Source organism: Cloacibacillus evryensis DSM 19522, assembly GCF_000585335.1.
GTDB classification, from domain to species: domain Bacteria; phylum Synergistota; class Synergistia; order Synergistales; family Synergistaceae; genus Cloacibacillus; species Cloacibacillus evryensis.
This window is the reverse complement of record NZ_KK073872.1, coordinates 3,089,379-3,102,270: the sequence shown is the minus strand read 5'-3', so window position 1 is coordinate 3,102,270 and position 12,892 is coordinate 3,089,379. Positions and strand designations below refer to the sequence as shown.

Annotated in this window: 11 protein-coding genes; 10 read left to right on the top strand and 1 reads right to left on the bottom strand. The window is 56.9% G+C overall.

Annotated elements, in window-relative coordinates; translation table 11 throughout:
* Positions 1-269: 269 nt before the first annotated feature.
* Together CLOEV_RS13880 and CLOEV_RS13875 are read left to right on the top strand one after the other, a co-directional pair.
* Positions 270-1,187, top strand: coding sequence for a helix-turn-helix domain-containing protein (locus tag CLOEV_RS13880; protein ID WP_169732230.1), 918 nt, complete (start codon positions 270-272; stop codon positions 1,185-1,187).
* Between the two features lie 103 nt (positions 1,188-1,290).
* Positions 1,291-3,657: a hypothetical protein gene (locus CLOEV_RS13875; RefSeq protein WP_051485123.1), complete on the top strand. Its 2,367-nt coding sequence runs from the start codon at positions 1,291-1,293 to the stop codon at positions 3,655-3,657.
* A gap of 123 nt (positions 3,658-3,780) precedes the next feature.
* Here the strand turns inward: CLOEV_RS13875 and CLOEV_RS13870 are convergent, their stop codons facing one another.
* Positions 3,781-4,719, bottom strand: coding sequence for a hydroxymethylglutaryl-CoA lyase (locus CLOEV_RS13870; RefSeq protein WP_084482438.1), 939 nt, complete (start codon positions 4,717-4,719; stop codon positions 3,781-3,783).
* Positions 4,720-4,976: 257 nt separating this feature from the next.
* Here CLOEV_RS13870 and CLOEV_RS13865 point away from each other — a divergent pair, with 257 nt between their 5' ends.
* The 8 genes from CLOEV_RS13865 to CLOEV_RS13830 all read left to right on the top strand — a co-directional run bounded on the left by CLOEV_RS13865 (position 4,977) and on the right by CLOEV_RS13830 (position 12,887).
* Complete coding sequence (locus tag CLOEV_RS13865) at positions 4,977-5,804, top strand: sugar phosphate isomerase/epimerase family protein (RefSeq protein WP_034444460.1); 828 nt, start codon at positions 4,977-4,979, stop codon at positions 5,802-5,804.
* A 21-nt stretch (positions 5,805-5,825) separates the two neighbouring features.
* Positions 5,826-7,055 (top strand): MFS transporter, encoded by a 1,230-nt coding sequence (locus tag CLOEV_RS13860; protein WP_034444457.1) that lies wholly within the window; start codon positions 5,826-5,828, stop codon positions 7,053-7,055.
* Positions 7,056-7,166: 111 nt separating this feature from the next.
* Entirely contained in the window at positions 7,167-7,832 is a 666-nt protein-coding gene (locus CLOEV_RS13855) for a GntR family transcriptional regulator (protein WP_034444453.1), read from the top strand.
* Positions 7,833-8,200: 368 nt separating this feature from the next.
* Positions 8,201-9,025, top strand: a complete 825-nt coding sequence (locus tag CLOEV_RS13850; RefSeq protein WP_034444451.1) for a sugar phosphate isomerase/epimerase family protein — start codon at positions 8,201-8,203, stop codon at positions 9,023-9,025.
* 32 nt (positions 9,026-9,057) lie between these two features.
* Positions 9,058-9,828 (top strand): SDR family NAD(P)-dependent oxidoreductase, encoded by a 771-nt coding sequence (locus CLOEV_RS13845; protein ID WP_051485122.1) that lies wholly within the window; start codon positions 9,058-9,060, stop codon positions 9,826-9,828.
* A 55-nt stretch (positions 9,829-9,883) separates the two neighbouring features.
* Entirely contained in the window at positions 9,884-10,936 is a 1,053-nt protein-coding gene (locus CLOEV_RS13840; protein ID WP_034444448.1) for a TRAP transporter substrate-binding protein, read from the top strand.
* A 115-nt stretch (positions 10,937-11,051) separates the two neighbouring features.
* Complete coding sequence (locus tag CLOEV_RS13835; protein WP_051485121.1) at positions 11,052-11,591, top strand: TRAP transporter small permease; 540 nt, start codon at positions 11,052-11,054, stop codon at positions 11,589-11,591.
* A gap of 3 nt (positions 11,592-11,594) precedes the next feature.
* Positions 11,595-12,887 carry a TRAP transporter large permease gene (locus CLOEV_RS13830; RefSeq protein ID WP_034444446.1) on the top strand — a complete coding sequence of 431 codons (1,293 nt, stop codon included), beginning with the start codon at positions 11,595-11,597 and terminating at the stop codon, positions 12,885-12,887.
* The last annotated feature ends 5 nt before the right edge of the window (positions 12,888-12,892 follow it).

The window sequence follows — 12,892 nt, the reverse complement described above, 5'->3', positions numbered from 1 at the left end:
AAAGGCAAAATCACCGGTATTTGCCGCGGGAAAACAAAGCCGTGGCGTCTTTATTATGCGCGTCTCTATTTGGCAGACATGAGGAAGTGTAATATAATTATTTGTAGTTAGATATAGTTAACTATATAATAAGGAGGTGCGTCATGGAAGGTATATACAGACTGTCTGCGGTAATGTCGGCAGAGGGGACTAATAAGCCGGAGCGGCCTCCATTTAATCCCGGGGCCGCATTTCAGAGTATCGCCGCCCGCGGAGATCCGCCTCCGGGCATGGCGGATGCGGGAGACCGCTCGGCCCTGCACCTCGGGAACGGGAGCGGCGAGGGCGATATCTTCTTGTACCGTGTCTTCCCCGGCTGTGAGCTGGCCTATAACGACATCAGCATGGGAGGCTGCGTCGCTCCGCGCGGCCGCGCACGCGGGGCGGCGATCGAGATAAGCCATTGCCTGTCGGGGCGGTGTGAGCGTTGTTTTGAAAACCGGAGCCGCTGCTGCCTGGGGCCGGGGGATCTGCTTGTCTGTCCGCCGCCGGCACACGGGACGGTTTTCTCTTTCCCCTCCAAGCGCTATTGCGGGATATCCGTCATTATAGAGCCGGGCGCGCTGCCCGCGGATTTGAAGCGCGACCTGAAGCTGCTGTTCGTCGATCTGGAAAAAATCGAAGCGCTGGCACGCGGCGGGGGCCGCGGTTTTATCATGCGGGGCGAGGCGTCCGTTGAGCATATTTTTTCCGGCCTCTATTCCGTCAGGGAAGAAAGGAAAGAGGGCTATATGAAGGTGAAGGTCGTCGAACTGCTGCTTTTCCTGAGCGACCTTGAGGAGCGCGGACGGCCCGCCGCGGTGAAATACACGGACCGGCGGCATGAACGGCTGATGATCGGCGTCAGAGACTTCATCGCCGGAAATATCGGTATGCACCACACGATAGCCGAGTTGTCCAGGCGCTTTGGGATATCACAAACGGTGATGAAGAGGGCCTTCAGAGAGGTCTGCGGCACGTCGCCTTATGCTTTTCTGCGCGCCTGCCGCCTGCAGGCGGCGCGGGATCTGCTGAAGGAGGAAGGTTTCACGGTCGCCGATATCGCCGCAAAAATAGGGTACGAAAATCCGAACAAGTTTACCTCTGCCTTTCATAAATTTTACGGGGTCTCTCCGATGGAATACCGGAAAAAATGTCCGAACGGATAGATGCCGGACTGTTCAGGCGTTGCCATTTCATAAATTCCTTTATAGAATAGGCGGCGTTTGGTTAGTTATAGCTAACTTAAAATTTGTGAAGGAGGGATACACGGTGAAGAACCGTAAGAATTTTTGTCTGCTTTCTATGCTTCTGATGCTGGCTATGGCAGTATTCGTTTCGGGGGGCTGCGGCGGCGGTTCGTCCGGTTCGTCGGAATTTGCCGGCGGCGCCGGTACGGCGGAAAATCCGTGGCGGATCGAGACGGCGAAACAGCTTGAGGCCGTCCGCAGCCATCTGGGCGGACATTTTGCGCTGACAAAGGACCTGGACCTGTCTGGATATGAGGACTGGCAGCCCATCGGAAACTTTAAGGCTATCTCCGAAGAAGACGATGAAACGCCGGCGCCCGAGGCGGCATTTACCGGCACATTCGACGGCGGCGGCCACAGCATATCCAATGTGAAAGTCGCCTCCGCGCAGCCGGGTATGGGCACTGGGCTCTTCGGATGCATGACGGGGGACGGAGCCATCATTAAAAACCTCACCGTCGTGAACGCGGAAATAAACGGCGGCGCCGGAACGGGCGCGGTGGTCGGCTATGCCCACGCGCCGGAAAGCGCCGATGTCCGCATCGAATCCGTCGTGCTTTCGGGGGACAACAAAGTCTCCGGCACATCGCTCACCGGCGGCCTCGCCGGCGCGGTCGGCGGACCGGTACTGGTGAAGGGCTGCACCGCGCGGGCGGACGTCGTGCTGAACGGCGACGGCATGCGGGGAACGGGTCAGGGCGTCGGCATCGTGGTCGGCGGCGGCGAAGGCTGCAACATTGAAGACAGCCATGCCGTCGGCGGTTCCGTGACGGCGAACGGCCGCGCGACTATGAGCATCGGCGGGTTCGCGGGCTGCGCGCAGGAGAGCGGCTATGTGAAAAACTGCTCTGTCAGCGACGTCACCGTTACCGTAAACGACGCCACCTCCAGTATGATCGGCGGCCTCCTCGGCCACGCCGGAGCTCCCGACGTAACGCCGACCGAGATCAGCGGCTGCACGACGAAAAATGTGACGATCCGTGTCTCGGACGGCGCGAGCCGCATAGGCATGATCGTAGGCGGCGGTTTCTACTGCCCGCTTTACGTCGCATATTTCCCCGTGCCCAACGCCTTTAACGTCACGGACTGCAAAGCGGACGGCAGCATCGAGGGCGGCCGCGTAGTCGGCACGGTGGCCGGCTATGTCTACAACAATTCAACGGTGAAAGACTGCACCGCGAACGTCACGGTAAACGGCGCGGCGGGGCAGCAGATCATCGGCGGCGACGACAAGAACACTCCGCTCGCCTCGTTTGAATTTACCGCGGGCGGCCGCGGCACCGAGGCCGAGCCGTGGCAGATAAAGACGGCGGATCAGCTTAACTGTGTCCGCAACAACCTGGGCGGCCATTATGTCCTGATGAACGACGTCAACCTTTCGGGCGCTGGATACAGGAACTGGCAGCCGATCGGCAGCTTTAAGCCGGTCGAGGGCACGGAAGAGGACCCGCAGCCGGAAGCCGCGTTCACAGGCGTCTTTGACGGCGATGACCATACCGTCTCCGGCATTACCGTCAACGCGCCGCAGGCAATGGGCACGGGGCTCTTCGGCTGCATGACGGGCGACGGCGCGGCGGTGAAGAATCTCACCGTTGAAGACGCGAAGGTCAACGGGCTTATGTGCGTCGCCGGCGTCGTCGGCTATGCCCACGCGCCGGAAAGCGCCGACGTCCGCATCGAGAAAGTCACTCTCACGGGCAGCAATAAGATGAACGCCGCCGCGATGGTCGGCGGTATCGCCGGCGGAGTCGCGGGGCCAGTGCTGCTGAAAGACTGTTACGCGCAGGCCAACGTCGTAATGGAAGGCGACATCGCGCAGGGAATGGGACAGGGCGCGGGCCTTATCGTCGGCGGCGGTGAAGTTTGCAACTTCGTCGACTGTCACGCCACAGGCGGCTCGGTGACGGCCAAGGGCAACGCCACAGCCGGCATTGGCGCGCTTGCGGGCTGCGCGATGAGCAGCAAATACGTGAAGGGCTGCAGCGCGAAGGACGTCAAGGTCGTCGTGGAGTCTCCCACGTCGGCGCTGATAAGCGGCCTGGTCGGTTATGCGGGCACCACTTCGGGAGCGAAGACCCAGATCAGCGGCTGTAAGACGGATAACGTGACCGTCGCGGTGACGGCAGGCTCGAAGCGCATCGGCATGATCGTCGGCGGCGGTTTCTACCTTGCCAAATACGAAGAATTTTGCCCCGAGCCGACAGCCTTTGAGGTGGAGGGCTGCGACGCCAAAGGCAGCATCAGCGGCGGAGCTATCGTCGGCACGATAGCCGGTTATGTCTACAACAATTCAACGGTGACAAACTGCACCGAGAAAGTCACGGTAGACGGCGCGGCGGGACAGCCGACCGGCGGCGACAAGGACCACTACCCTCTCGACACGCTGTAAGCCGGACGTTTTAAATAAAAAGAGCCGCTCCCGGCACGGGGGCGGCTCTTTTTATAGGGGAGGGGTTTTTTGAAAACGGAAATATGCTTCTATTTCCTCGTGGTTGGCTTTTTTGCGGAGACGTTACTGCTTTTTCGTCGCCGAGAGGCTGATGAGATCGGAGTTTTTGCCGGCGCGCAGCACGGAGCTGTCAGTGCAGTGGCCGACCCACTGCTGAAGCTGCCTGGCAAGGGCGATCATCTTATCGAGGTCGATGCCGGTCTTGATGCCCATTTCGGAGAGCATGTGGAGCATATCTTCCGAGGCGACGTTGCCGGAGGCTCCGGGGGCGAAGGGACAGCCGCCGAGGCCCGCGAGCGAGGCGTCGTAACGGACGATCCCGGCATTGAGCCCCGCAACCATATTGGCGAGCGCCATGCCGCGCGTGTTGTGGAAATGAAGGAACCAGCGTACCTCGGGGAACTTCCCGCGCATGAACGACGCGGTGTCGTAGACCTGGCGCGGGTTGGCCATGCCGGTGGTGTCCGACATTGAAAGCTCCGTGATGCCAAGCTCCTGAAATTTTTCCGTGATCTCGACGAGCTTCAGCGGGGATATTTTCCCCTCGAATGGGCAGCCGAAGGCCGTGGAGATCGCGCCCGATACCTCCGCGCCGTTTTCGTGCGCGAAAGCGACGCATTCTTTGAAGCCGTCGAGCAGCTCGGCGATCGATTTTTTGAGGTTTGCCCGCGCGTGGGATTCGCTGGCCGAGAGGGTGAGCTTTACCTTTGTGATGCCCGCGGCGAGCGCGCGCTCCACGCCCTTTTTATTCGCGACGAGGCAGCGGTATTCGACTCCCGGAAGATGACGTATCCTCCGCGCCACTTCGTCGGTGTCTGCCATCTGCGGCACGGCCTTCGGGTGGACGAAGGAGCCGACCTCGATGATCGGTACGCCGGCGCCGGCAGTGCCCTCGATTAGCGCGACCTTCTGATCTACGGAGAGCATCGTTTTTTCGTTTTGCAGCCCGTCGCGCGGCCCCACCTCGCAGAATATTACCTTTTCCGGCCAGTTCATTGACATTTTTATAACACTCCTATCTTCAGAATAGAAATATATATTTATTGCCCTTACGTTGATTTCATCTGATGCCCCAACTTTACTCCTCTAATTATATTCTGTCAAGTAGTATTTAATTCCGTATACCGGAAAACAATATTTCTCTTTGAAATCAGAAAATGGCTTGACAAAAGGCTGAAGAATTATTATTGTGTAGCTGTTCCTGATAAATGGTAATATTTTCCGTTATGCGAAATTTAAATATTGTAGGAGGAAAAATCATGGCACATAAGTATTCTCTCGCTCATCTCACCGTCCTCGGCTGGTCTCCCGTGGAGATGGCCTATAACGCCGCGCTCATCGGATATGATTACATCAGCATCCGCAACATCAATATGGGGGTCAAGGGCGAAAGGGATTTCAGCATCCCTCTCGGGGGCGAGCGCTATAAGGCGCTCAAAGAGGCGCTCGGCGAGACCGGGATCGCGATACATGACATAGAGCTCGCGCGCGTCGTCGCCGGCGTCGACGTCAAGAGCTACGAGGCGGCCTTTGAATCTGGAGCCTCGCTTGGCGCGAAGGGCGTGATCAGCAGCGTCTGGACCGACGACAAGGAATATTACACGGCGCAATTCGCCGCGCTCTGCGACCTCGCGGCGCAGTACGGGCTGACGGTGAACCTTGAATTCGTAACCTGGGCCGGTGTATGGAACCTCGGCGGCGCGCTTGAGCTTCTCAATACGGTGAAGCGCCCGAACGCGCGCCTGATGGTGGACACGCTCCACACCTGGCGCTCGAAGGTCTCCGTCGAAGAACTCGCCGCCTGCCCGAAGGAGCTCTTCGACATGGCCCATATCTGCGACGGCCCGGCGGAGATCCCCGCGCGCGACGATAAGGAGGCGCTCATCTACACGGGACGCGACGCCCGCTATTATGTCGGCGAGGGCGCGATCAACATCGCCGATATGGTGAAGGCGCTGCGTCCCGACACGGTGCTCTCCATCGAACTGCCGCACCTCGCGCGCGTTGAAAAGTACGGCTACACGGAACATGCCCGCCGCTGCCTTGAGACGGCGAAGGAATATTTGAAGAACAACGGCGCCGAATAGAGGGCGCCTGAGGCCGCGCGGATGAAGCGTCTCTTTTTTGTCATACTGCTGCTTGGCTTCATGCTGAGCAACCTGATGCGGATATCCGGGGTGGTGGTGCTTCCTCCGCTCGGTGAATCTCTGGGGCTCTCAGCCTCCACCATCGGCTTCCTCTCAAGCCTCTTCTTCTACACTTACGGTTTGAGTTTCGGCCTCTGGGGAGTGCTTATCGACAGGCGCGGGGCGTTTCGCTGCTGCGGTACGGCGCTGCTTGTCGCCGCCTGCGGCTCCTTCATAATGATGTTTTCCGGCACCGCCGCCGCCATCGGGCTGGGGCGCGCCCTCTGCGGCCTTGGCCTTTCAAGCGCCTTCACGGGGATACTCACATACTGCGCCGTGAGTTTTCCGCAGAAAGACTACGGAGGATACGTCGGCCTCTCGATGGTCGTCGGCCATTCCGGGACGATAATCGCCGTCGCGCCGCTTGGCTTCGCCATGAAGCTGATCGGTTCGCGCGGCGTTTTTTGCGTGCTCGGCCTCTTTGCGCTGGCGCTCGGCGCGGCGCTGCTCTGTTTCAGAAAGGACGACCCGCTGACAAGGCCGGCCGACGGCTCGGTGGACCCAGCCGCCGTATTCAGTGAGCTGTGGACCGTCTCTAAAAATATCTGGAAAAAATTCCCCCTGCGCGTCGTGATGTACACCTGGGGCGTATCGGCGGCGGCCGCCGCCGCGCTGCAGGGGCTGTGGGCGGTCGCCTGGCTCCAGACCGCCGCTGGAATGCCGCTCGGCACGGCCTACCTCTGCGCGACCTGGATAAGTTTCGGCATGGTGGCCGGCCCTGCCTTCGGCGGCTGGCTCGTCAGGTGCTGCCGCAATGAGAAACGGAGTTTCTTCACCGTCTGCCTGCTGACTCAGGCGAGCTGGCTGCTGTGGCTTTTGCTGTCTCTCTTTTCCGGCTCCGCAGCGCTCTTCGGGGCGGCGGGATTCCTGATCGGCTTCTTCAACGGCTGCGGCTATGTCTTCATGGGCAGCGCGGTGCGCAGCCTGGTGCCGCTGAGCCAGAACGGCGGCACTATCGGCGTTATAAACATGTTTCTCTATCTCATGGTGATAATCTTTCAGTGGGGCACGGGGGTATGCCTCGACCTCTTCAAAGCCCCGGCCGGCGGCTACACCAATCTCGGCTTCCTCTCCGGCTTTTTCCTGATCGTCCTCCTGCAGGGCTGGGCCTTCTGGCTGATAACGAAGGTAAATTCGTTTAAATCCGCGTGAAGGGCTGGCCGTGTTGTATAATATTTAATACAACACGCTGTTTAAGTAAAAAAGGCCGGCTTTAAAGGAAAGTGTCTTTGGCTCAAAACAAAAACACAGGGGGCGAATCCTTTGTACAAGCAGGATGGTACGGATGCTTCTAAGAAGAAATCGGAGAGTCTTTCCAATTACGTCTACGAAGCGATAAAAAAGAAGATAATCGACGGCGAGCTGGCTCCCGGCAATCAGCTGATGGACAGGGCGCTTGCCGCCGAAATGGGGGTCAGCCGCACCCCGATACGCGACGCGCTGAAACGCCTTTCGCAGGAGGGCTGGGTGTTGTGGCGCGAGCATAGGGGGATCGTCGTCTCCGAGGTCAATTCCGACGACGAGTATCAGCTCTTCCTGCTGCGCGAGATGATCGAGCCGTTCATCGTGAGAAAGATAATCACCACCAAGCGCCCGCAGGTGCTCGCCGGCCAGCTTGTGTCCATCGCGGACGAGATGGAAAAGGTGAAAGACAATCCCGTCGAATTTATGAAAAAAGATATGCAGTTCCACACCTCTATCATTGAATTCCTCGGTGTTACGAAGCTGTGCCCTCTCTGGGGCATGATATGTGACGATATGACGCGGCTCGTAGTGCAGTCCGTGCGGAAACGCCGCTCTCCGGATGATATTATGGAGGAGCACCGTATATTGATAGAGGCTTTCTGGCGGGCCGACCTGGAAAAGGCTCTTGAGTGCATCAACAGGCATTGCCGGCAAATCGTTGAGACTTACCATAACGAAATATAGAAAGAACAGGCTGAAAGAACGCATCGGGCCGCGGAAGAGGCAGAATTTCCGCGGCCCGATGTCTTTATATGGGACGTTTCACGTTCAATATAAAGATAGTTCAATGTTTATTGGTATTTTTTATAAAACAATGAACGTAAAAAAATACAAAGAGTTGTTTTGTTTTTTTTACCGCCGGAAGAATTTTTTAAAGTCCGACGCCTTGACAACGCTATGCCCACCATTTATCTTATACTCAAATTCCAATGTTTGATTTTAAATTCCGTTTTGCGGAAAGGTTTGTATTGCTATTAGAACCAAAGATCAATGCGGTAACGACGGCATAAGCGAAACAATTTGCCAAAAAGCGTTTCTAAGGAGGAACTGAAATGACGAGAAAGTATTCCATAGCCCACCTGACGTGGCTGCCGTGGACTCCGGCGGAGATGATCTATAATACGCATCTCATCGGCTACGATTATGTAAGCCTGCGCACCATCAGCCAGGGGCTTCCCGGGGAGGTGAACCACGATATTGCCAACGACAGCGAGCTCTTCAAATTGACGGAGCAGGCGCTCAAAGACACGGGGATGAAGATCAACGATATCGAACTGGCCAAGATCGACGCGAATACGGCGGATGTCAGGAAGTACGAACCTCACCTTGAGGCAGCCGCGAAGCTCGGCGTGAAGAATGTGATAACGAACATCTGGACGCCCGACAAGGCGTTCTATACGGAAAAGTTCGCTGAACTTTGCGACCTTGCCGCTAAGTACGGCATCTGCGTAAATCTTGAATTCGTCACCTGGGCGGAGGTCAAGGACCTTCAAAGCGCCAGAGAGCTTTTGGATACGGTGAAGAGGGGCAACGCCCTCATCCTTCTCGACACGCTGCACTTTTACCGGTCGCGCGTGACGCTGGATGAGCTGAAGAGCACTCCGAAAAAGCTGTTCCGGACCGTCCATATTTGTGACGCCGGCGAAGAGATACCGGCGGATAAGGAGAGCCTCGTCCATACTGGCAGGGCGGAACGGCTCTATCCCGGAGAGGGCGCGATAGATATTGCCGGAATAGTTAAGAACCTCGACGACGACGTGCTCCTATGCGTGGAGATGCCGCATGTCGAGAGAGTGCGCCGGATCGGAGCCGTGGAGCACGCGCGCCGCACGCTGGAATCGGCGAAAGAATATTTCAAGGCGCACGGAACAGAATAAAATCTGTTTAAAAAACGGGAGGTGAAAAAATAATGATTCTTGAAGGTAAAAAAGCGATCGTAAGCGGCGGAAACGCTGGAATCGGCAGAGCCATAACCCTCGCCTACGCAAAAGAGGGCGCGGACGTCGTCATATACGGCCGCAATGACGAAAAGAACGCCGCCGTCGCCGCCGAGGCGGAAACCCTGGGAGTGAAGGCATATCCGATCCGCTGCGACGTTTCAAAGCCGGACGAGGTAGAGACGGCTGTAAAACAATCGGCAGAACTGCTTGGCAGGATCGATATTCTGGCAAATATTGCGGGGATCTCGCCGAAAAAACCGGGCGGTTTTAAAATCCCATTTTACGAATTGGAGATCGACACATGGCGCGAAGTCATGGAGGTCAATCTTAACTCCGTGTTCTACGTATCGCGGCTCGTCAGCCGTTACATGATCGAGCAGAGATACGGCAAAATAATCAATATGTCCTCTATCGTAGGGCTTACCGGCAGCGAACACGGTCCCGCGGCGGCCTGCTATTCCGCCTCGAAAGCGGGAATAATATCGCTGACACGCTCGATGGCCTACGAGCTTGCGGAATATAACGTCACGGTCAACGCCGCCGCTCCCGGGAGGATCGCCACCGCTATGTCGGGGGCTAACAACGAATATTACAACAAACGCAATCTCAACGATATTCCCGCGAAACGTTTCGGCACGCCCGAAGAGGTGGCGGATTTCTTCGTCTTCTGCGCGTCGGACAAATCCTCGTATATAACGGGCGAGACGACTCTTATTACCGGGGGATGGCTTATCCGTTAGCTTTAACAGTGAATCGTTTTCTTTATTAATCTCAAAAAACAGGAGGATACATAATATGAAGCACGGAAAAATGTTCTATCTTTCAATGATATTGGCGACGGCGGCGATGGTCCTGGCCTCTTTCTCAACGGCGACGGCCGATCCCGCGAAATACGCGAAGCTCAAGCCGATGACGCTGCTCTATCCGCACACCTCGCCCAAGAGCGAGGCGAACGCCCTGATGGCGGAGCTTATCAAGAAATACGCGGAAGCCGAGACCGGCGGCAAGCTGACGATCGAGGTGATGCCGGCGGCACAGCTCGGCACCGCGCAGGAGACGGCGCAGCAGCTCCAGGACGGCAGCGTCAATATCAGCTCGGAGCAGGTCTACTCGATGGTGGACTTCATACCCGAAGTCTCGGTCTTCGACATGCTCTTCATGTTCTCCACCTATGACAAGAATACGATCGATAAGACGCTGAACGCCGGACCGATGAACAAGTTCCTCCAGGAGAAATACAACAAGGCCGGTTTCCAGCTTCTTGGCTACATGCAGGGGGCGACCTTCCGCGAGACGACGTCGAACAGAAAGCTCAACGGCCCCGCGGACTTCAAAGGTATGAAGATCAGGACCCTGCCCTCCAACAATTTCGTCGTCGGCTGGAAGGCGATGGGAACGGCCCCTACGCCGATTACGATAGGCGAACTCTACCTTTCGCTGCAGCAGAAGCTCGTCGAGGCGCAGGAAAACCCCTATGACATCGTTCTCTCCAACAATTTCAACGAGGTACAGAAGTACCTTTGCGCCACGCACCACAACCTCTATATCATGCACATAGTGATGAACAAGAAGTTCTATGACTCACTGCCGAAGGAATACCGCGAGGCTCTGGAGCTTGCCGTGAAAAAGGCGAGGACGGAGATCGGCAACTCGATGCCGCAGCTCGCCGATAAATCGAAGAAGGAGCTCCTCAAACGCGGCATGACTCTGATCGAATATGACAACAAGGCCTTCGGTCAGTTCCGCGCCTCCGTCAAGCCGCAGTGGGACAGCATCCGCAAGATCGCCGGGAATCAGGTAGTCGACATGATGGTCAAAGAACTCAGCGCCAATTCGAAGAAAAAGTAGCCTTACCGGGCAAACCACGGAAGCCCATCGCACCAGCTTAAAGGGCCGCGGAAAATAAGGGAAAAACCTCTTCCGCGGCCTCCCTTTTAAAGAAATCAAGAGGTGACAGCTATCTATGAAAATTATTCGCTGGCTTGACAAACATTTTGAGGAGAGCGTCCTCATCCTCCTCATGATCGGCATCTCATGCACGATGTTTCTGCAGGTCATAATGCGCTACTTCTTCAACATGCCGCTCACCTGGCCGGAGGAACTGAGCCGCTATATGTGGATATGGACCGTCTTCTTCAGCATGAGCTACACGATATACATGAGAAACATGCTCCGCGTTGACGTCCTCGCCGAGTTCCTTCCGGAAAGGGTCCGGCAGATACTGGAGATAAGCATCCAGTTCCTCAGCCTCGGCATCTATTCGGTCTTCGCCTACTATTCGCTGATAGTCTACCGTTCGCTCGTGATAAGCGGGCGCGTCTCTCCCGCGCTGAGGATACCGATGTACCTGGTCTACAGCGCGCTCTGCATCGGCTTCTTCCTCAGCATCGTGCGCACGCTCCAGCTCATCGTCGAACTTGTGATGGAGATGCGCGGCAGAAAGAGCGAGCATCTCAAGATGATGGAAGAGATGCAGGAAACGATGAAAAAGGAGGGCATATAAGTTATGGCTGGCATAGTATTCTTTATCTTTCTGCTCTTCCTTGTGATGAGCGTACCGATCGCCATTGCGATGATCGTCAGCACCCTTGTGCCGCTGATCGCGGGAGCGCCCGGAGCGAGCAGCATCCAGACGCTCATTCAGAACACCTTCAGCGGCGCGGACTCGACGCCGATCATCGCGATCCCGCTCTTCATCCTTGGCGGCGTCCTCATGGCGGAAGGCGGCATCTCGGAGAAGCTCTTCAACGTCTTTGCCTACTTTGTCGGCAAAAGGCGGGCCGGCATGCCGATCGCGGTCATCATGACCTGCCTATTCTACGGCGCGATCTCCGGCTCAGGCCCCGCGACGACGGCCGCCGTCGGCGGCATGACGATACCGCTCCTTATCTCTCTCGGTTATGACAAACGCTTCTGCGCGGCGATGGTGGCTGTTTCCGGAGGCCTTGGCGTCATAATCCCGCCGAGCATCCCTTTCGTTCTCTACTCGCTGGCGACGGGCGTATCCACTGGCGCGCTCTTCCTCGCCGGAGTCCTGCCCGGGCTCTTCATCGGCATCTGTCTCATGGTCTATGCTGTCGTCTACTGCACGATCCACGGTGAAGACAAGGAGAAGATCATGGCTAACTACAACAAGCTCCATGAAAGGGGTTTCTGGCCGCTCTTCAGGGAAAGTTTCTGGGCTTTTCTCTCACCGATAATAATCCTCGGAGGAATCTATTCCGGTGTCGTCACGCCGACGGAGGCTGCTTGTATTTCGATATTCTACGCGCTCTTCATCGCGCTCTTCGTCTACAAGTCGATAAAGTACAACGAGCTTTGGGGGTACTTTGGCAGCGCGGTGAGGACATACGCGCCTCTCTGCTTCCTGCTGGCCTTCGCCACGGCCTTTGGCCGCATGCTGGCCCTCATCAAAGCTCCGGCGATGTTCTCCAATTTCATCCTCACCTATTTCACGGCGCAATGGCAGGTTCTGCTGGTGATCGTCGTCATCTTCTACTTCCTCGGCATGGTCATGGACACCGGTCCCGCGATACTGATAATGGCGCCGATACTCCTGCCGCTTGTGACGCAGGTCGGCGTGAATCCCGTCCACTTCGGCGTCATCATGGTGACGAACCTCGCGATAGGGCTCTCGACGCCTCCCTTCGGCCTCGACCTCTTCGTCGCGAGCGGCCTGATAAAAGACAAGCCGATCGCGGTTTCGAAACCGGCGATCCCCTTTATCGCGGCCTTCACCGTCGCTTTGCTGGTCATCGTCTATGTGCCGAAAATCAGCCTTGCGCTGCTGGGCATGTAAAATAG